The sequence below is a fragment of the Herbaspirillum sp. Her4 genome, from assembly GCF_057961335.1.
Window position 1 is genome coordinate 488,581 of the sequence record NZ_CM176330.1, and the last position, 18,460, is coordinate 507,040.

Genomic DNA, 18,460 nt, shown 5'->3' on the forward strand with positions numbered 1-18,460 from the left:
CAATTGGTTGAGCAGCCGAGATTATACCGGCTAGGCGCACCATGTTGGCTGCCCGAGCAAGCAGCTTGCACACAGGCAAGCTCTCTGTTCCATAAAGATGGCGCAATCACAACAAAGCACGCAGCCTCGCTTGCCGGCGCTTGGACGCGCTTAGGTCAATTTTGCAACAAACTTCACCCGACATTTCACGATGCGCCGGGGGCCCGCCTGCGGCCGGGCTGCCTTCATATATCGACCGGATCGACCTCAAGCGACCAGCGCACCCGCGTCTTCAGTTGCCGCAACTCGGCCAGCCAGTGCTTGAGGAAGCCTTGCAGCGCCGGGCGTGATGGACATTCGATGAGCAACTGCGCCCGCTCCACGTTGGCCACCCGCATCATGGTCATGGGGATCGGTTCGTTGATGGTGATGGCGGGGGCGTCCAACAGGGCGGCAGCCTCCTTCAGGAAAGCCATGGCCGTATCCAGCTCGCGCGCCTCCGCGCGCAGCAGGGCCTGGTACATGAAGGGCGGGAAATGGGCCTGGCGGCGCTCGTCCAGCAGGTCGCCGGCAAAGCCGTCGTAATCGTGGCGCATCACGGCCTGATACAGCGGGTGATGCGGATAGCGGGTCTGGATCAGTACCTCGCCCGAGCTGCCATCGGCGGACAGCCCGGCCCGTCCGGCGCGGCCGGCCACCTGCATCAACTGGGCAAAGAGCCGTTCGCTGGCGCGGTAGTCGTGCGAAAACAGCGCCGTATCGGGATTGAGCACGCCCACCAGCGTGAGCTTTTTGAAATCGTGTCCCTTGGCCACCATCTGGGTGCCGACCAGGATATCCACCTCGCCCCGGTGCACGCTGTCGAAGGCGCTCTGGGCCGAGCCCTTCAGGCGGGTCGAATCGGCATCGATGCGCAACACGCGCGCGCCGGGGAAAATCGCTCCCAATCCCTCCTCCACCCGCTGCGTACCGCGCCCCAGCGGCTGCAGGTCGACGTTGCCGCAGGTCGGGCAGGCGCGCGGGATGGCCAGTTCCAGGCTGCAATGGTGGCAGCGCAGGCGGCGCTCGGGCCGGTGCACCACCATGAAGGCATCGCAGCGCATGCAGTTGCTGATCCAGCCGCAGGCATCGCAGGCCAGCACCGGCGCATAGCCGCGGCGGTTCAGGAACAGCAGCGACTGCTCGCCCTGCTCCAGGCGCTTGCGCACGGCGGCGATCAGGCCTGCGGTGAGGCCATCGACGGGCTTGTCGCGCTCCATGTCGATCACCTTGACGGTGGGCAGCACCGCCTGCTGGGCTGCGCGCTGGCGCAGTTCCAGGCGGCGGTAGCGGCCGGCCTGGGCGTGATGCCAGGTTTCCAGCGAGGGCGTGGCCGAGCCCAGCACCACGGGAATGCCGAGCTGGTGCGCGCGCCACACCGCCAGATCGCGCGCGGAATAGCGCAGTCCTTCCTGCTGCTTGTAGGAGGGATCGTGTTCCTCGTCGATGACGATGAGCTTCAGAGATGGCAGCGAAGACAGGATCGCCAGCCGCGTGCCCAGCACGATGTGAGCCTGGCCCAAGTGCGCGGCCAGCCAGTTGCGGGCGCGCTCGCCCTCGGCCAGCCCGCTGTGCAGCGCCACCACGTTCAGGTGCGGGAAGCGTGCGCGGATGTTGCCTTCCAGTTGCGGGGTCAGGTTGATTTCGGGCACCAGCACCAGGATCTGCGCGGGGGCCGGCGCGGGCTGGCCAGGGTCGGCCGTGCCGGTGGGCGCTTCCTTGTTGCCCTGTGCCGCCTCATCGGCCGCACGGCGCAGGATGGCGGCGGCGGCTTGCAGGTAGACCTCGGTCTTGCCGCTGCCGGTGACCCCGTACAGCAGCAACGGCGCGAATCCCGTGGCACCGGCGATGGCGTCCACGGCCTGCTGCTGGGCCGGGTTCAGGGGTGGTGCCTCACCCAGCTCGAGCGGATCGGGAGCAGCCTGCAGGCCGGGTTCTGCTGCTTCGGCGGTGATCGCTTCAGCCTCGGCGCGGGTCTTGCGGCGCGCCTTGATCTTCTTGGGCGCGACCAGACGGCCCAGGGCCTTGAGCGCCTTGTCCAGCGCCACGGTGGTCAGGGCGCGCAGGTTCTTGGGCAGCCCCGGCAGCATCACCTCGCCCAGCGGGCGCTGGTAGTAGTCGGCCGCGAAGCCGCACAGCGCCAGCCAGTGCGCCGACATGGGCGGCAACTGGTGGCGCACGGCAATGACGTCCTTGATCTTGTCGGCCTGCAAGTCGGTCTGGTCCGCATGGCCAACGACCACACCCACGGCTTCGCGGCGGCCGAACGGCACCACCACCAGCTGGCCGATGGCCGGCATGGGCTCCTCCGGCGTGTTCGGCTGCCAGCGGTAATCGAAGACGGTATGCAGGGGCGTATCGAGCGCCACCTGGAGCAGGCGTTGTTCCACGAACTTAAAGTCAATCCTGAAAAACCGGGCTAAGCCCCGGTTTCATCGTCATTTTTGGACCTATCCACATACGCTGTGGATAACTTTGGGGACAAGTGCCACTTGACATCGCCCCGCGCAGGCTGGCTGCGGCTTGCGATGCGTTGCCCAAATCGAGGGCAAAAAATTAAGCCAATGAAATCAATGACTTGCATCCGAGGCTTCAAGCACGAAAAATATTTTTGCATGGAAGCTTTGTGCATGGCGCTGGTGCTTCCTGTGTGCATAAGTCTGCACCAAGGGGCAATGTGCCCAGCGTTTGTCAAGTCCTGACCGACAGAATTTTGTCGGCTTTGGCCGGCAGGCCGTTATCTCACTGTCCTACAAACTTAAAGTAAACCTTCAAAGATTTCGATAAGCAGCGGTTTTGTAAACGCTTTTGGGTCTTATGCACAGCGTCTGTGGATAACTTTGTGGGCAACTGCCTATTGACAAGCTCGCAAGCCACGGCCAGTGCATGTTTCAGCAAAAATGCCTCTGCAAGCCAAAAAATTAAACCCAATAAAATCAATGGGTTACACAAGAGCCCTCTGCGCAATCCTTCATATTCAAATAAATTTGATTCTCAGTCAAAAATTCTGCCTGTATGTGCATAAGTCCCTCGCCAGTGGCACGAATGTGCATATGGACTTGGCAAACTGCACAAATACGAAAAGATAACGACAGATACGCGCACGTTCAACCGCGCAGCGAGCGGCTGATCTCGTGCACGGCCTGCGCAAGGGTCGCCACCGCTTCCGGCGGGGTGTGCTGGGAGATGCCGTGGCCCAGGTTGAAGACATGCCCGCTACCGGCGCCGGGGCGTCCGAAGGACTCCAGCAGCTTGCGCACTTCGGCGCGGATGGCGTCGTCACCGGCAAAGAGCACGTTGGGATCGAGGTTGCCCTGCAGGGCTACCTTGTCGCCCACGCGGCGGCGGGCTTCGCCCAGGTTGACGGTCCAGTCCAGGCCGACGGCATCGGCGCCGATGGCGGCGATCTGCTCCAGCCACAGGCCACCGCCCTTGGTGAAGACGATCACCGGGATCTGCTGGCCATCCCGCTGGCGCTGCAACTGGCTGACCACCTGCTGCATGGTGGCCAGCGAGAATTGCTGGTAGATGCCATCGGCCAGTGCGCCACCCCAGGTATCGAAGATCATCACGGCCTGCGCACCAGCGGCGATCTGCGCGTTCAGGTAGGCGGCCACGGCATCGGCATTGGTCTTGAGGATGTGGTGCATCAGGTCCGGGCGGCGATAGAGCAGGCTCTTGACCAGGCGGAAATCATCCGAGCCGCCGCCTTCGACCATGTAGCAGGCCAGGGTCCAGGGGCTGCCGGAGAAGCCGATCAGGGGCACGCGGCCATCGAGTTCGCGGCGGATCTGGGTGACGGCCTTGAAGACGTAGTCCAGCTTGCCCAGATCGGGGGCCTGCAGGGCCTGGATGGCCGCCTCGTCGCGCAAGGGGCGCTCGAACTTGGGACCTTCGCCATCCGCGAAATACAGGCCCAGGCCCATGGCGTCCGGCACGGTGAGGATGTCCGAAAAGAGAATGGCGGCGTCCAGCGGATAGCGTTCCAGCGGCTGCAGGGTGACTTCAGTGGCGTAGTCGGGATTGGTGGCCAGCCCCATGAAGGAACCGGCACGGGCGCGCGTGGCGCGGTATTCCGGCAGGTAGCGGCCGGCCTGGCGCATCAGCCACAGCGGCGTGTAGTCGGTGGGCTGGCGCAGCAGCGCACGCAGGAAGGTATCGTTTTTGAGCGGAGCGAAGGTGGACATGGAAGAAGAGGAGGACATGGTCGGCCTGCAATGCGGTCTGACGACAATCCGGCATTATCTCATCCTCCGCGCATGGCTTCCGGCTAATTGTCGCTATCAGCGTGCGCTGATATTGATGCAGGTCGTGGCGCGCGGTTTTGCTATGATCCGATGGCTGTCGCCAGCCGGTCCTTCCAATGAACAAGAAGCGGACCGAATTCAATGCCAACGTTCCTGTCCATCATCATCCACGAGGAGCTTCCATGAAGTCCATCATCCGCACCGCCCTGCTCGCAGGCCTGGCCACCCTGTCGCTTTGCCTGACGCTGTCGGCGGCCCGTGCCGACGACGCCCTCCCTGCCTCACGCCTGGACCAGGTCATCAAGGCCGGCAAGCTGCGCATCTGCATGACCGGGGACTACAAGCCCTTCACCTACTATCGCCCCGACCAGACCTTCGAAGGCATGGACGTGGAACTCGGCCAAGCGCTGGCCAAGTCGCTGGGCGTGGAGGCGCAGTTCGTCAAGACCACCTGGAGCACCCTGATGAATGACTTCATCGCCCAGTGCGACGTGGCCATGGGCGGCGTCTCGATCACCCTCGATCGCGCCCGCAGGGCGGCCTTCTCCGAGCCGGTCATGGTGGATGGGAAAGCGCCCATCATCCGCTGTGCCGACAAGGACAAATTCCGCAACTTCGACATGATCGACCAGCCCGGCACGCGCGCCATCGTCAACCCGGGCGGCACCAACGAGCGATTTGCCAAGGCCCGCTACAAGAATGCGACCTTGCTCCAGCATCCGGACAACGTCACCATCTTCCAGCAGATCATCGATGGCAAGGCCGACGTCATGGTCACCGATGCCAGCGAGACCCTGTGGCAATCCAAGCTGCATCCGGAACTGTGCCCGGTGCAGCCTGACCAGCCGCTGCAGTTCGCCGAGAAGGCTTACCTGCTGCCGCGCGGCGATGTCGCCTTCAAGGCCTATGTCGATACCTGGCTGCACCTGGCCAAGGCCACCGGCGAATACCAGCGCATCTTCGACAAGTGGCTGAAGTGATCAAGTAAGCGCCGGTTGACTCGTGCCCGGCCTCAGTCGAACTTGAGATCCTTGAGTTCGGGCTTGGGGTCGGGGAAGCGCAGCTTGAGCTTCTGCAGCGTCTCCAGGACCACATTGGCCACCAACAGGTTGCGGTGGGTCTTGGAGTCGGCCGGCACCACATACCAAGGCGCATGCAGGGTGCTGGTCTGGCGCAGCACCTCCTGGTAGCGCTGCTGGTAGGCATCCCAGAACTTGCGTTCGGCCAGGTCTTGCGGATCGAATTTCCAGTGCTTGTTGGGATCATCGATGCGCGATTGCAGGCGAGATTTCTGCTCGGCCTTGGAAATGTGCAGGAAGAATTTCAACACCACCGTTCCGGTTTCCCACAGCATGCGTTCGAAGTCGTTGATCTGGCGATAGCGGCGCTTGCACTCCTTGTCGTCGATCCAGTCGTGCACGCGGGTGATGAGCACATCCTCGTAATGGCTGCGATTGAAGACGGCAATCTCCCCCGCCACCGGTACCTGCGCATGCACGCGCCAGAGGTAGTCGTGCGCCAGTTCGATGGCCGTCGGTCCCTTGAAGTTGGCGATGCGGATGCCTTGCGGATTGACGGCCGCGAAGACGTCATTTACGGTGCCATCCTTGCCGCTGGTATCCATGCCCTGCAGGATCACCAGCACCTTGTGCTTGTGGCCAGCGTAGAGCATCTGCTGCTGCAGGCCGATCTCGGCTGCCAGGCGCTGCACGGTGGCGCGGTCGGTTTCCTTGTCGCCGCTGGAGAGCGGCTTGGTGGAGGCTTCACTTTCCTTCAGGACGAACTTGGGATGGACGATGAATTGCGGGCCGATTTTCTTTGCCATGCTGTCTCGCTTTTTTCGTTATAAATCATTTCCGGTTGGGACCGGTGACGTCTTACAACACGCCGTGGGATTGGCCCATGGCGTGTTCGATCTTGATGCACTTGTCCATGACTACCTTCAGCCCGGCGGCACGGGCGCGCGCCGCCGCTTCTTCGTGGACGATGTCGAGCTGCATCCAGACGCATTCTGCGCCGATGGCAATGGCCTCCTCCACCACCGGCGGGATGTCGGCCGACTTGCGGAAGCAATCGACGATGGCGATGCGCAAGCCGTCGCTGGCCAGGGCCGCGCTGGCGTCCTGCAGGCTGGCGTGGCAGTACTCACCGAGGATGATCTGGCCAGCGTACATGGGATTGACGGCCACGATGCGATAGCCCGCTGACTGCATGTACGCCGCCACGTCGAAACTGGCGCGCTCGGGGCGATTGGAGAGACCGACCACGGCGATGATGGGCTTGCCGTGCTGGCGCGGGCTGGCCGTGGAAGGGGATGCGGAAGATGCGGGTGCAGCTGGCGACATGAGGGCTCCTGTCCGGCTGGTTTGAAAGGGGCGAATGCTTTAAATGATCTGGCTGGAAGGAATTGGTTCTTTTCTTCACCATCCGGGCACTTTACCCGAGGATGGCAGTGGCCGCAGCGCCAGTGGACGCGGCATTGGGGAAGGTTTGATGCAGATTGTTTCAAAGTGCCCGAAACCGGCAGGCCTGGTCAGCCCGGCAATCACTGTGAGCCCGGGGAGCGGCCAAAGGAAGGCCGGTCCGAGCGCATCGAGCGCGCATGAAAAAAGGCAGCCGAAGCTGCCTTTTCACGTACTGCATTACTGCGGTGATGCTGTGCTGCCATGCTGCCGGACCAGGCGTGCTTCGCAAGGAAGAACGCCGCTGCCGATCAGCGCTTCTGACGCAACTTCTGGATCGCGGCCAGCTGTGCCACTGCGGCGGCCAGTTCGGCCTGGGCTGCGGCGTGGTCGATCTTGGAGTCACGGTTGACCAGCGCTTCCTCGGCCAGACGCTTGGCTTCGGCGGCCTTGGCTTCGTCCAGGTCGGCACCACGGATGGCGGTGTCGGCCAGCACGGTCACGGCGTCGGGCTGCACTTCCAGCAGACCGCCGGCCACGAACACGAATTCCTCGTGTGCCTGGCCCGCGACCTTGATACGGACAGCACCTGGCTTGATGCGCGTGATCAGCGGGGTGTGACGGGGATAGATACCCAGTTCACCCGCTTCGCCCGGCAACGCGACGAATTCTGCCTCGCCGGAGAAGATTTCCTCTTCCGCCGAGACCACGTCCACGTGAATAGTATGTGCCATGTCGTTTCCTAGTCGATGGACCGCTCCTGCGAACAGGAGCGGCGCCAATGAATCAATGTGTACTTACCTGCCGCCACCGGACCGGGCTACGCACCCGGCACCTGCGACGGCATGGCCAGTCTTAGTTGATCTTCTTGGCCTTTTCGATTGCTTCGTCGATGGTACCGACCATGTAGAACGCTTGTTCCGGCAGGTGGTCCAGTTCGCCGCTGGCGATCATCTTGAAGCCCTTGATCGTGTCCTTCAGCGAAACGTACTTGCCCGGGGAACCGGTGAACACTTCGGCGACGTGGAAGGGCTGCGACAGGAAACGTTGCATCTTGCGAGCACGGGCGACGATCAGCTTGTCTTCCGGTGCCAGTTCGTCCATGCCCAGAATCGCGATGATGTCGCGCAGTTCCTTGTAGCGCTGCAGGGTACCCTGGACCGCACGGGCGGTCTCGTAGTGTTCCTGGCCGACCACTTGCGGGTCCAGCTGGCGCGAGGTCGAGTCCAGCGGATCGACCGCGGGGTAGATACCCAGCGAGGCGATGTCACGCGACAGAACGACGGTCGAGTCCAAGTGGGCGAAGGTGGTTGCCGGCGACGGGTCGGTCAAGTCATCCGCAGGGACGTACACGGCCTGGATCGAGGTGATCGAGCCAGTCTTGGTCGAGGTGATACGCTCTTGCAGGCGGCCCATTTCTTCGGCCAGCGTCGGCTGGTAGCCCACGGCGGACGGCATACGGCCCAGCAGCGCGGACACTTCGGTACCGGCCAGGGTGTAACGGTAGATGTTGTCGACGAAGAACAGCACGTCCTTGCCTTCATCACGGAAACCTTCCGCGATGGTCAGGCCGGTCAGCGCCACGCGCAGACGGTTGCCCGGCGGTTCGTTCATCTGGCCGTAGACCATGGCGACCTTGGAGTTGGTCGGGTTTTCCAGGTCCACCACCTTGGCTTCTGCCATTTCGTGGTAGAAGTCGTTACCTTCACGGGTACGCTCACCAACACCGGCGAACACGGACAGACCGCTGTGCGCCTTGGCGATGTTGTTGATCAGTTCCATCATGTTCACGGTCTTGCCCACACCGGCGCCACCGAACAGACCAACCTTACCACCCTTGGCGAACGGGCAAACCAGGTCAATAACCTTGATGCCGGTTTCCAGCAGCTCTTGCGAGGGCGACAGTTCGTCGTACGCGGGAGCCTTGCGGTGGATCGAAGCGGTTTGCTCGTGCGAGACCGGACCGCATTCGTCGATCGGGTTCCCCAGCACGTCCATGATGCGACCCAGGGTCGCGGTACCGACGGGCACGGTGATCGGCTTGCCGGTGTTCGAGATGGTCAGGCCGCGGCGCAGACCGTCCGACGAACCGAGCGCAATGGTACGAACCACGCCGTCGCCCAGCTGCTGCTGGACTTCCAGGGTCAGATCCGAACCTTCCAATTTCAAGGCATCGTAAACCTTGGGCATCGCATCGCGCGGAAACTCCACGTCCACCACAGCGCCGATACACTGAACGATTTTGCCATCAGCCATTTTCGTTCCTTCAATAGATAAAATTTAAATTCTGTTTCGCTACGCTACGCCAGCTGATCAGCCGACCGCAGCCGCACCGGCGACGATTTCCGACAGCTCTTTGGTAATGGCGGCCTGGCGAGTCTTGTTGTAGACCAACTTCAACTCACCGATCACGCTACCTGCGTTGTCGCTGGCGGCCTTCATCGCGACCATGCGCGCCGATTGCTCGGAGGCCATGTTCTCGGCGACGGCTTGATAGATCAGCGCTTCGACGTAACGCACCAGCAGTTCGTCCACCACGGATTGCACATCGGGCTCATAGATGTAGTCCCAGGAGTGCGCACCCTCGTCAGCCTTGAGCTTGTCGCTGGTCAGCGGCAGCAGCTGCTGCAGGGTGGCTTCCTGCTTCATCGTGTTGATGAACTTGGTGTACACCAGGTACACCGCGTCCAGCTTGCCTTCCTGGTAAGCGTCGAGCAGCACCTTGACGGGGCCGATCAGCTTTTCCAGGTGCGGCGTATCACCCAGTTGCGTCACGTTGGCGGCCACACGGGCGCCGATGCGATTCAGAAAACCCAAACCCTTGTTGCCAATGGCGACGGTTTCGATGGCCTTGCCCTGGCCTTCCAGTTCACGGAACTTGTTGGTCAACAGACGCAGCGAGTTGGTGTTCATGCCGCCGCACAGACCCTTGTCGGTCGTGACGACGATGAAACCAACGCGCTTGGCCGTATCCTGCTGGACCATGAACGGGTGCACGTACTCCGGATTGGCCTGCGACAGGTTGGCCGCAATGTTGCGGATCTTGTCGCTGTACGGGCGGGCTGCGTGCATCCGGTCCTGCGCCTTGCGCATTTTGGATGCCGCGACCATTTCCATCGCCTTGGTGATCTTCTTCGTATTTTCTACGCTCTTGATCTTGCCACGTATCTCTTTACCTGTAGCCATGAGTAAGACTCCTTATAGCTTCAGTAAGAATTAGTACGCGCCGGATTTCTTGAAGTCAGCGATGGCGGCTGCCAGGGCTGCCTCAGCATCCTTATCCAGTTGCTTGGTGTCTTCGATCTTCTTCAGCAGGTCAGCGTGGCTGGTCTTCATGAAGTTGTGCAGACCCGACTCGAAGGCCAGGATCTTCTTCACTTCGACGTCGTCCATGTAGCCCTTGTTGACGGCGAACAGGGTGACAGCCATGATCGAGATCGATTGCGGGGTGTACTGAGCCTGCTTCAGCAGTTCGGTCACGCGCGCACCGCGGTCCAGCTGCTTGCGGGTGGCTTCGTCCAGGTCGGAAGCGAACTGCGCAAAGGCAGCCAGTTCACGGTACTGTGCCAGGTCGGTACGGATACCGCCGGACAGGCCCTTGATGACCTTGGTCTGGGCAGCGCCACCGACGCGCGACACCGAGATACCGGCGTTGATCGCAGGACGGATACCGGCGTTGAACAGCGAAGTTTCCAGGAAGATCTGGCCGTCGGTGATCGAGATCACGTTGGTCGGAACGAAGGCGGAAACGTCACCAGCCTGGGTTTCGATGATCGGCAGTGCGGTCAGGGAACCGGTCTGGCCCTTGACTTCGCCGTTGGTGAACTTCTCGACGTAGTCGGCGTTCACGCGGGCAGCACGTTCCAGCAGGCGGCTGTGCAGGTAGAACACGTCGCCAGGGTAAGCTTCACGGCCCGGCGGACGGCGCAGCAGCAGCGAGACCTGACGGTAAGCCACGGCTTGCTTGGACAGATCGTCATACACGATCAGGGCGTCTTGACCGCGATCGCGGAAGTATTCGCCCATGGCGCAACCCGAGTAGGCCGACACGTATTGCATCGCTGCCGATTCGGAGGCGGTTGCTGCCACGACGATGGTGTATTCCATCGCGCCGTGGGCTTCCAGTGCGCGCACCACGTTCTTGACCGACGAAGCCTTCTGGCCGATCGCAACGTAGATGCAGGTCATGTTCTGACCCTTTTGATTGATGATGGCGTCGATCGCAACAGCGGTCTTGCCGGTCTGGCGGTCACCAATGATCAGCTCGCGCTGGCCACGGCCGACAGGCACCATGGAGTCGATCGACTTCAGGCCGGTCTGCATCGGCTGCGACACGGACTGACGCGCGATCACGCCCGGAGCGATCTTTTCGATCGGGGCGGTCAGCTTGGCGTTGATCGGACCCTTGCCGTCGATCGGCTGGCCCAGTGCGTTGACCACACGGCCCTTCAGTTCAGGACCGATCGGCACTTCCAGGATGCGGCCGGTGCACTTGACCAGGTCGCCTTCGGAGATGTGTTCGTATTCGCCCAGGATAACGGCGCCCACCGAGTCACGCTCCAGGTTCAGCGCCAGGCCGAAGGTGTTGCCCGGGAATTCCAGCATCTCACCTTGCATCACGTCGGACAGACCATGGATACGGCAGATACCGTCGGACACGGAAATGACCGTGCCCTGATTGCGAATCTCAGCGGTATCGCCAAGGCCTTGGATCCGGCTCTTGATCAGCTCGCTGATTTCAGATGCGTTGAGTTGCATACTAACTCCTAAAAATTGTTCTTTCGCTTAGCCAGCCAGAGGCACTTACGCGGCCAGAGCAGCTTGCAGCTGCTGCAGCTTCGCGCGCACGGAGGTATCGAACACTTCGTCGCCGACCACGACGCGCACACCGCCAATCAGGCTGCTGTCGACCGTCACGGAGGGGTTCAGCTTGCGGCCGAACTTCTTCTCCAGTGCCGAGACCACATCCTTGACCTGGGCATCGCTGAGCTCAAAGGCGCTCACGATGTTGGCATCGGCCGAACCTTCCGCCGTGTTCTTGAGCACGTGGAATTGTTCGGCGATCTGCGGCAGCAGGACCAGGCGGCCGTTATCGACCAGCGTCTTGACGAAATTCTGCGCCTCGACGGACAGCGGGGTCTTCAGGGCAGCGGCAAACACTTCTGCCAGCTTGTCATGCGATACGGAAGGGTTCTGCGCCAGGGCCTGCACCTCGGGATGCGCCGCCACCTGGGCCATCTCGTCGACGAGATCGGACCAGGCTGCCAGGCTGCCTGCCTTGGCCACACGGAACAAGGCTTCGGCGTAAGGACGAGCGATCGTTGCGAGTTCGGCCATATTACAGCTCTGTCTTCAGTTGATTCAGCAAGTCGGCGTGAGCAGCCGCATTCACTTCGCGCTTGAGGATCTGTTCCGCGCCCTTGACGGCGAGCGTTGCGACCTGGCCGCGCAGTTCTTCGCGTGCCTGGTTCACTTGCTGTTGAGCGTCGGCACGGGCAGCGGCGATGATGCGGGCAGCTTCTTCAGCGGCCGTCTTCTTGGCTTCTTCGATGATCAGCTGAGCGCGCTTTTCGGCTTCGCCGATGCGCTTCTGGCCTTCATCACGTGCCGATGCCAGTTCGCCCTGGATACGCTTTTCGGCGGCGGCCAGATCGGCCTTACCGCGGTCAGCGGCTGCCAGCCCGTCCGCAATCTTCTTGGCGCGTTCATCGAGCGCCTTAATCAACGGCGGCCACACGAATTTCATCGTGAAGCCGGCGAGGATGAAGAAGACCACGAACTGTGCAATCAATGTTGCATTTAAGTTCACGGTAATTTCCTTCTCAGAATAACGAGTGCCGGAACCAATCGTCCGGCAGATGAGAATCGGCTATGAAGCGCGAATTACTTGGCGATGAACGGATTTGCGAATGCGAACAGCATGGCGATACCAACGCCGATCAGGAAGGCCGCGTCGATCAGGCCAGCCAGCAGGAACATCTTGGTTTGCAGGGTGTTCATCAGTTCAGGCTGACGTGCGGATGCTTCGAGGTACTTACCGCCCATGATCGCGATACCGATACAAGCGCCGATAGCACCCAGGCCAATGATCAAACCGCAAGCCAGAGCAACGAAAGAGACATCAGTCATGACAATTCCTTAAGAAAAGTTAAATTAAATACAAAACCAAAAAACAAACTGAAAAACAGGTACTGCAAGCCTTGTGTTAGTGCGCTTCGTGCGCCTGGCCCAGGTAAACCAGTGTCAACATCATGAAGATGAATGCTTGGAGCAACACGATCAGGATGTGGAAAATTGCCCAGATAGAACCGGCGATCACATGGCCGATGAAGCCGAATGCGGTCGCGGTCGATCCCAGCAATGCGATCAGCAGGAACAACAGTTCGCCTGCATACATGTTGCCGAACAGTCGCATGCCCAGGGACACGGTCTTGGCGGCGAATTCGATGATGTTCAGCAGCAGGTTGAACGGCGCCAGCCAGATGCCGAAGGGTGCTGCAAACAGTTCGTGGATGAAGCCGCCTGCGCCCTTGATCTTGACGCTGTAATACAGCATCAGGGCCAGCACGCCCAGGGCGATGCCCAGGGTGCCGTTGAGGTCGGCGGTGGGGACGATGCGGTGATGCATTTCACCCAGGCCGAACAGGCCCAGGATGCCGGAAGCCAGGTCCACCGGCAGGAAGTCCAGCGAGTTCATCAGGGCCACCCAGACGAACACGGTCAGGGCCACCGGGGCGATGAAGGTACGGTCGCCGTGGACGATGGCCTTGGACTGGTCTTCCACCATTTCGACGACCATCTCGACGAAGGCCTGGAAGCGGCCCGGCACGCCCGAGGTCGCCTTGCGGGCAGCCAGGAACATGAAGAAGCAGGCGATGACGCCACAGAACACGGACCAGAAGATGGTGTCCACGTTCAGGATGGAGAAATCGACGATCTTGGTCTGGTGCTGCGTGGAGAGGTGTCCGAGGTGGTGGACGATATATTCAGAGGCTGTCGGCGCGTGCTCTGCGGCTTCTACGGTCATGGTCGGTGTCTAAACAGTAAAATGAAATAACTCTTAAGCACCACGATGAAGCTCAGCAAAAATGCGAGCCAGTGAACACCGTGGTACAACCAAACGATCGCGCCCATGAGCGCAAAAGTCGTAGCAATCTTGATAAATTCCCCGAAGAAAAACGTCATCGGGTTGGTACCACCGGGTTTCTGCGCACTGACATGAAGTCGCAGTGCAAACAGGGCATTGGGAACGACACAGCAGACGCCTCCCAACAATGCGGACCAAAGCGCCGGAAGTCCGCCCAGCATCCCCGCCACCAGGGCAGCAATGACCGTGGTGAGGAGCTGCAAGAGAATGATGCGCAGCATATCTATCCAATATCGTGCATGCGCCGCACCCTTTACGAGCAGACGGCAGCTTAAAAGCCCGGCGATTATAAAGGTTCGTTTTCCGGTAAGTCAAACCTTTTGCAGCCAGATCAAGGGCTTATCTGGGGCACTTCGCGGCGAGTTGTGGCAAATAAGCAGCCACTTCGATTTTTTGCAGTGCAGCACAAAAACGCCATGGCGCGTGTTTTGTCCCCTGCCCGCTTTTTGCTCCCGACGGATCTCCCCTTCTTGTCCGTTTGTTCAGATTTATGCATCTCGCAGTGAATTTGCAGAAATGCATGCACAAAAGCCGGAAAAACGCGCCGGTTTTTGAAACAGCGCTCAATTTAATCAAAAACGCCTCTCGACGCCAGAGAAATATCCCGCAAATTCAATGATTTACGGAAATTTCCGGGGCGCTCGCAAACGTTTACGCAAGGCGCTGACATTTTGTCAGGAAATCGGGAGAGGTCGGACGACCGGGCTCGCTTTCAGGGACGCATGTTGCAGCACAGCGCCGCCCCGCAAAAAAGTGAGCCCGCTCACCAGACCGGTGCAGTGGTCGGACCGTTGATGCCGTAGAAATACGGCATCGGATCAAGATCAGATCAAGCCCAGGTGCAGCCCCTTGAGGGTGGCGGCAGCCCGCGTGGAGCACTGCAGTTTGCGGAAGATGCTCTCGACGTGGGTGCGTACGGTGGAGGGACTGATCTGCATGGTACGGGCGGCTTCCTTGTTGCTCTCGCCCAGGCTGATGCGGCGCAGCACCTCGACCTCGCGCTCGGAGAGCAAGCCCTTGCGGACCGGGAGCGGAACACCCTCTCCTGCCGCTGCGGCCAGCACCCAGCGCACCGCCTCCGGATCAACGCGGCCAAGGCGGGCCTGCTCCTGCAGCACCTCCCCGGCGGCCTGCGGCGCATACGCCTCGCGCCAGGGACGGCGGGCGCACAGCGCGGCCTGGACCGACGCGGCCGCCAGGAGTCGGGCTGGCAATCCCAGCATGTCGGCGTCCAGCCCCCGGAAATAACCGCTGCCATCCAGACGTTCATATAGTTGCGAGGCCAGCGCGGCCTCATGACGCAGGTCGGGGATCAGCGCGCCGGCACGGGCGGTCCAGTAGGGTGCGAGGCGAATACGCTCCCAGTCAGCCTGACCCGGACGGCCCTCGCGCTCCCAGATCGTATTGGAAATCGAAGCACGCCCGATGCCATGGATCAAGGCGGCCCGTGCCAGCCGTTCCTGTTGCTCCACAGGCAGGCCCGCCAGCACGGCTGCCCGCTGCACCAGTTCGCTGACGCGCCTGGAGTAGCCGGTCAACCACGGCAGCTTCAGTTCGATCAGGTCGGCCACGATGCTCAGGGGAACGGCGTGCATGGGCAGGTCTACCGGTATCGCTGCCGCATCGGCCTCCTCGTCCAGCGCCGCCAGCCAGTCTGCCGCCTGCGGCAGGACGCGGCTGACCAGCTCGGCCGGATACTTGATGCCGCCGTTGCGCTGCACCGCCTCCAGGGCGAACGGGATATCGTGCGACCGTGCATGAATCTCCAGATCCCCTGCCAGGCTGGTGTAATAGACCACGGCGGGCACGGCCGCTCCCTGCAGCCGCTGCGGCACGCCGCTGCCATCGTAGTGTTCCCAGACATGGCGCAGTCCGGTCTCGACCCCGCCCGGCAAACCCAGCATGCCGGCCACGTCGCCCGCCACCTCACAGTGGATGCGGGCCAGCGGCTCGACCGTCGCAAAGTTCAGGGGATGCCCCTCGGGCAAGGCTTGCCGCAGCATGGCCTCGCGTCCGCCCACATCGTCACCCAGCAGGCTGGCAAAGCCCGCCGCATTGGCAGTGCAGCCGGACCAGCGCAGCCAGGCCACCAGCTGCGCCTGCTGGATCAGGTCGGCCGAGGCACCGTCCAGCGCGGCAATGCGGGCGGCCAGGACAGCGCACCGGCGGGACTGGTGCGGCGGCTGGCCCATGCTGAGGTCGCCGACCAGTGCCAGAACCTGCACGGCAGTGCCGGCGGCGACCAGGTGGGCGGCGGGTAGCGCGGACGTGCCGGCGTCGGGAAGGGGGGAAGCGTCGGGAGACATCCCGACACTGTAGCGGCAAGCATCCACCGGCCGCAATCAACTCTTCGGTTAATGGGCAGGCCGGTGGCAACCGGCCACAATCGCAGCGCCTTGCCGCACGCTGGCCGGGGTCGGTCAATTGACCGATACCGGCAGCGCAGCGGCATTTCTATACTGGCCTCACTGCAACACACCCCTAGCCCACGCACTCTTTGAACAGGAGAACACCATGAAATCCGCTTTCCCCCGCTTCAGCTTCAAGACCACTCTCGGCATGCTGGCTCTCGCCGCCGCCTTCACCGGCAGCAGCGCGATCGCCGCCGATGCCTCGGACAAGCCGTCGGTCGTGATCGTCCACGGTGCCTTTGCCGATGGCTCCGACTGGGCCAAGGTCATCCCGCTGCTGCAAGCCAAGGGCATCAAGGTCACCGCGGTGCAGAATCCGCTGACCTCGCTGGCCGACGACGTCGCCGCCGCCAAGCGCGCCATCGACAACCAGCCGGGCAAGGTGGTGCTGGTCGGCCACTCCTGGGGTGGCACCGTGATCACCGAGGCCGGCAATCATGAGAAGGTCGCCAGCCTGGTCTATGTCGCGGCCTTCGCACCGGACGCCGGCCAGGCCACGGGCGACCTCGGCAAGGACCTGCCGGTACCGCCGGGCATCGCCAAGCTGTCGGTGGACAAGGCCGGTTTCGCCAGCCTGCCGCCGGCCGCGCTGGCCGCTGATTTCGCCCAGGACGTGCCGGCCAGGCAGGCCGCCGTGATGGCCGCAACCCAAGGTCCGATCGCCATGAAGGCCTTCGGCGACAAGGTCGAGACCGCCGCCTGGAAGACTCGTCCCAGCTGGTACATCGTCAGCACCAAGGACCGCATGATCCAGCCCGCACTGGAGCGCAGCTTTGCCAAGCAGATCAACGCAAAGACGACCGAGCTGGCCGCCAGCCACGTGCCGCAGCAATCGCGTCCGGCCGAGGTGGCCAAGGTGATTCTGGAAGCCGTGGCAGCGACCCGGTAAGCCTCCCTCCTCAGCAAAGTTCGCCGCCGGCCCGCGCCGGCGGCGCATCTCTCATTCCCTTTCCTCCTCTTCCGCCGCTGCGCAACGGCGGGAATGAAAGAAGAAAGCCTGCCTGCTTCACCCTTGCCCGGCCGCCACGCCATGGTCTAATAGGAGCCTCGTCGACACCAACGCTGCTGCGCACATGCATTCGTCCGGGTGATCTCGGCGATATTCCTCTCCCGCATTCGAGGCTGCATGATGTCGAACTTCTGGCGTGACAAACGTGTTTTCATTACCGGGCACACCGGATTCAAGGGCGGTTGGCTCAGCCTGTGGCTGCACATGATGGGCGCGAAGGTCAGCGGCTATTCGCTGCCTGCACCGACCCATCCCAGTCTGTTTGAACTGGCCCGGCTGCACGACTGCGTGCAGACCACCACCGGCGATGTGCGCGACCCGGTGCACCTGGCGCAGACCATGGCAGCCGTGCAGCCTGACGTGGTGTTTCATCTTGCGGCCCAGGCGCTGGTGCGGGACTCCTATGCCAACCCGGTGGACAACTACGCGACCAATGTCATGGGCACCGTGCACGTGCTGGAAGCCGTACGGCACACCCCCAGCGTGCGATCCGTGGTGGTGGTCACCAGCGACAAATGCTATGAGAACCGTGAATGGCTGTGGGGCTACCGCGAAGACGATCCCATGGGCGGGCATGATCCCTACAGCAGCAGCAAGGGCATCGCCGAACTGGTGACCTCGGCCTATCGCCGCTCCTTCTTTGGCGAGCGCGATGCGGGCCGCGCCGCAATCGCCAGCGTGCGGGCCGGCAATGTGATCGGCGGCGGCGACTTCGCCGCAGATCGCCTGATCCCCGATGTCATCCGCGCCCTGCAAGCGCAGACGCCACTGAACATTCGCCACCCTGGCGCAATCCGTCCTTGGCAATTCGTGCTGGAACCGCTGTCGGGCTATCTGCAGATTGCCAGGCTTCTTTACGAAGAAGGCCCGCGCCATGCGGAAGCCTGGAATTTCGGCCCGGCCGATGCCGATCCCCGCAACGTCGGCCAGCTCTGCGAGAGCTTCAACAAGGCGCTTCGGCAACACGACATCGCGCCGCTGGACATCCGTGTTGAATCCCAAGCCCATGCCCCGCATGAAGCCCATCTGCTGCGGCTGGATATCTCCAAGGCGCGCCAGCGCCTGAACTGGACGCCCAAACTGGAATTGACCGTCGCGCTGCAGATGACCGCGCGCTGGTACGCCGCCTACCTGAACAACGATGACCTGCGCACCCTGACCGAAGAACAGATTGCGTTTTACCAGACTCTGACATAATCACGCTGTTGCCAACTTACCAAGAGAAG

17 protein-coding genes are annotated in these 18,460 nt (G+C 62.0%); 3 read left to right on the forward strand and 14 right to left on the reverse strand.

Going from position 1 to position 18,460, the window contains the following annotated elements; translation table 11 throughout:
* Positions 1-224 precede the first annotated feature (224 nt).
* Together ACWFUC_RS02265 and hemE are read right to left on the reverse strand one after the other, a co-directional pair.
* Entirely contained in the window at positions 225-2,408 is a 2,184-nt protein-coding gene (locus tag ACWFUC_RS02265; protein ID WP_489623983.1) for a primosomal protein N', read from the reverse strand.
* Between the two features lie 717 nt (positions 2,409-3,125).
* Positions 3,126-4,223, reverse strand: coding sequence for a uroporphyrinogen decarboxylase (gene hemE, locus ACWFUC_RS02270; RefSeq protein WP_489623984.1), 1,098 nt, complete (start codon positions 4,221-4,223; stop codon positions 3,126-3,128).
* Between the two features lie 224 nt (positions 4,224-4,447).
* On the opposite strand from hemE, the gene ACWFUC_RS02275 reads away from it, so the two are divergent.
* On the forward strand, positions 4,448-5,245 hold the full coding sequence (locus ACWFUC_RS02275; RefSeq protein ID WP_134223620.1) for a transporter substrate-binding domain-containing protein: 798 nt from the start codon (positions 4,448-4,450) through the stop codon (positions 5,243-5,245).
* Positions 5,246-5,277: 32 nt separating this feature from the next.
* Here the strand turns inward: ACWFUC_RS02275 and ACWFUC_RS02280 are convergent, their stop codons facing one another.
* From ACWFUC_RS02280 to ACWFUC_RS02335, 12 genes are all read right to left on the reverse strand, one after another.
* Positions 5,278-6,090 carry a polyphosphate kinase 2 family protein gene (locus tag ACWFUC_RS02280; RefSeq protein WP_034330975.1) on the reverse strand — a complete coding sequence of 271 codons (813 nt, stop codon included), beginning with the start codon at positions 6,088-6,090 and terminating at the stop codon, positions 5,278-5,280.
* A 52-nt stretch (positions 6,091-6,142) separates the two neighbouring features.
* The gene (locus ACWFUC_RS02285) at positions 6,143-6,610 is read right to left on the reverse strand and encodes a CoA-binding protein (RefSeq protein ID WP_489623985.1); all 468 of its coding nucleotides are present in this window, start codon (positions 6,608-6,610) and stop codon (positions 6,143-6,145) included.
* Between the two features lie 368 nt (positions 6,611-6,978).
* A complete protein-coding gene (locus tag ACWFUC_RS02290; RefSeq protein ID WP_008332978.1) occupies positions 6,979-7,401 on the reverse strand; it encodes a F0F1 ATP synthase subunit epsilon in 423 nt (140 codons plus the stop codon).
* A gap of 121 nt (positions 7,402-7,522) precedes the next feature.
* Positions 7,523-8,923 carry a F0F1 ATP synthase subunit beta gene (atpD, locus tag ACWFUC_RS02295; RefSeq protein WP_008332979.1) on the reverse strand — a complete coding sequence of 467 codons (1,401 nt, stop codon included), beginning with the start codon at positions 8,921-8,923 and terminating at the stop codon, positions 7,523-7,525.
* Positions 8,924-8,980: 57 nt separating this feature from the next.
* Positions 8,981-9,853 carry a F0F1 ATP synthase subunit gamma gene (gene atpG, locus ACWFUC_RS02300; protein ID WP_034330979.1) on the reverse strand — a complete coding sequence of 291 codons (873 nt, stop codon included), beginning with the start codon at positions 9,851-9,853 and terminating at the stop codon, positions 8,981-8,983.
* A gap of 30 nt (positions 9,854-9,883) precedes the next feature.
* Positions 9,884-11,425 (reverse strand): F0F1 ATP synthase subunit alpha, encoded by a 1,542-nt coding sequence (gene atpA / locus ACWFUC_RS02305; RefSeq protein ID WP_034330981.1) that lies wholly within the window; start codon positions 11,423-11,425, stop codon positions 9,884-9,886.
* A 45-nt stretch (positions 11,426-11,470) separates the two neighbouring features.
* A complete protein-coding gene (locus ACWFUC_RS02310) occupies positions 11,471-12,004 on the reverse strand; it encodes a F0F1 ATP synthase subunit delta (protein ID WP_034330982.1) in 534 nt (177 codons plus the stop codon).
* Position 12,005: 1 nt separating this feature from the next.
* Entirely contained in the window at positions 12,006-12,476 is a 471-nt protein-coding gene (locus ACWFUC_RS02315) for a F0F1 ATP synthase subunit B (protein WP_034330984.1), read from the reverse strand.
* 74 nt (positions 12,477-12,550) lie between these two features.
* Positions 12,551-12,796, reverse strand: a complete 246-nt coding sequence (gene atpE / locus ACWFUC_RS02320; RefSeq protein ID WP_006461334.1) for a F0F1 ATP synthase subunit C — start codon at positions 12,794-12,796, stop codon at positions 12,551-12,553.
* A gap of 76 nt (positions 12,797-12,872) precedes the next feature.
* Positions 12,873-13,694: a F0F1 ATP synthase subunit A gene (gene atpB, locus ACWFUC_RS02325; protein WP_039783516.1), complete on the reverse strand. Its 822-nt coding sequence runs from the start codon at positions 13,692-13,694 to the stop codon at positions 12,873-12,875.
* Positions 13,691-14,035, reverse strand: a complete 345-nt coding sequence (locus tag ACWFUC_RS02330; protein WP_039783514.1) for an ATP synthase subunit I — start codon at positions 14,033-14,035, stop codon at positions 13,691-13,693. The genes atpB and ACWFUC_RS02330 overlap by 4 nt, the downstream gene beginning before the upstream one ends.
* A 603-nt stretch (positions 14,036-14,638) precedes the next feature.
* Positions 14,639-16,120, reverse strand: coding sequence for an HD domain-containing phosphohydrolase (locus tag ACWFUC_RS02335; RefSeq protein ID WP_489623987.1), 1,482 nt, complete (start codon positions 16,118-16,120; stop codon positions 14,639-14,641).
* A 208-nt stretch (positions 16,121-16,328) separates the two neighbouring features.
* Between ACWFUC_RS02335 and ACWFUC_RS02340 the strand changes: the two genes are divergently transcribed.
* Both ACWFUC_RS02340 and rfbG read left to right on the forward strand, forming a co-directional pair.
* Complete coding sequence (locus ACWFUC_RS02340) at positions 16,329-17,114, forward strand: alpha/beta fold hydrolase (protein WP_121040752.1); 786 nt, start codon at positions 16,329-16,331, stop codon at positions 17,112-17,114.
* A 240-nt stretch (positions 17,115-17,354) separates the two neighbouring features.
* Positions 17,355-18,431 carry a CDP-glucose 4,6-dehydratase gene (gene rfbG / locus ACWFUC_RS02345; protein WP_489637618.1) on the forward strand — a complete coding sequence of 359 codons (1,077 nt, stop codon included), beginning with the start codon at positions 17,355-17,357 and terminating at the stop codon, positions 18,429-18,431.
* Positions 18,432-18,460: the final 29 nt, after the last annotated feature.

Bases quoted from the DNA above. Each gene is read 5' to 3' on its own strand.
- hemE (WP_489623984.1), bottom strand. From the start codon at position 4,223: ATGTCCTCCTCTTCTTCCATGTCCACCTTCGCTCCGCTCAAAAACGAT.
- ACWFUC_RS02275 (WP_134223620.1), top strand. From the start codon at position 4,448: ATGAAGTCCATCATCCGCACCGCCCTGCTCGCAGGCCTGGCCACCCTG.
- ACWFUC_RS02280 (WP_034330975.1), bottom strand. From the start codon at position 6,090: ATGGCAAAGAAAATCGGCCCGCAATTCATCGTCCATCCCAAGTTCGTC.
- ACWFUC_RS02285 (WP_489623985.1), bottom strand. From the start codon at position 6,610: ATGTCGCCAGCTGCACCCGCATCTTCCGCATCCCCTTCCACGGCCAGC.
- ACWFUC_RS02290 (WP_008332978.1), bottom strand. From the start codon at position 7,401: ATGGCACATACTATTCACGTGGACGTGGTCTCGGCGGAAGAGGAAATC.
- atpD (WP_008332979.1), bottom strand. From the start codon at position 8,923: ATGGCTGATGGCAAAATCGTTCAGTGTATCGGCGCTGTGGTGGACGTG.
- atpG (WP_034330979.1), bottom strand. From the start codon at position 9,853: ATGGCTACAGGTAAAGAGATACGTGGCAAGATCAAGAGCGTAGAAAAT.
- atpA (WP_034330981.1), bottom strand. From the start codon at position 11,425: ATGCAACTCAACGCATCTGAAATCAGCGAGCTGATCAAGAGCCGGATC.
- ACWFUC_RS02310 (WP_034330982.1), bottom strand. From the start codon at position 12,004: ATGGCCGAACTCGCAACGATCGCTCGTCCTTACGCCGAAGCCTTGTTC.
- atpE (WP_006461334.1), bottom strand. From the start codon at position 12,796: ATGACTGATGTCTCTTTCGTTGCTCTGGCTTGCGGTTTGATCATTGGC.
- atpB (WP_039783516.1), bottom strand. From the start codon at position 13,694: ATGACCGTAGAAGCCGCAGAGCACGCGCCGACAGCCTCTGAATATATC.
- ACWFUC_RS02330 (WP_039783514.1), bottom strand. From the start codon at position 14,035: ATGCTGCGCATCATTCTCTTGCAGCTCCTCACCACGGTCATTGCTGCC.
- ACWFUC_RS02335 (WP_489623987.1), bottom strand. From the start codon at position 16,120: ATGTCTCCCGACGCTTCCCCCCTTCCCGACGCCGGCACGTCCGCGCTA.
- ACWFUC_RS02340 (WP_121040752.1), top strand. From the start codon at position 16,329: ATGAAATCCGCTTTCCCCCGCTTCAGCTTCAAGACCACTCTCGGCATG.
- rfbG (WP_489637618.1), top strand. From the start codon at position 17,355: ATGTCGAACTTCTGGCGTGACAAACGTGTTTTCATTACCGGGCACACC.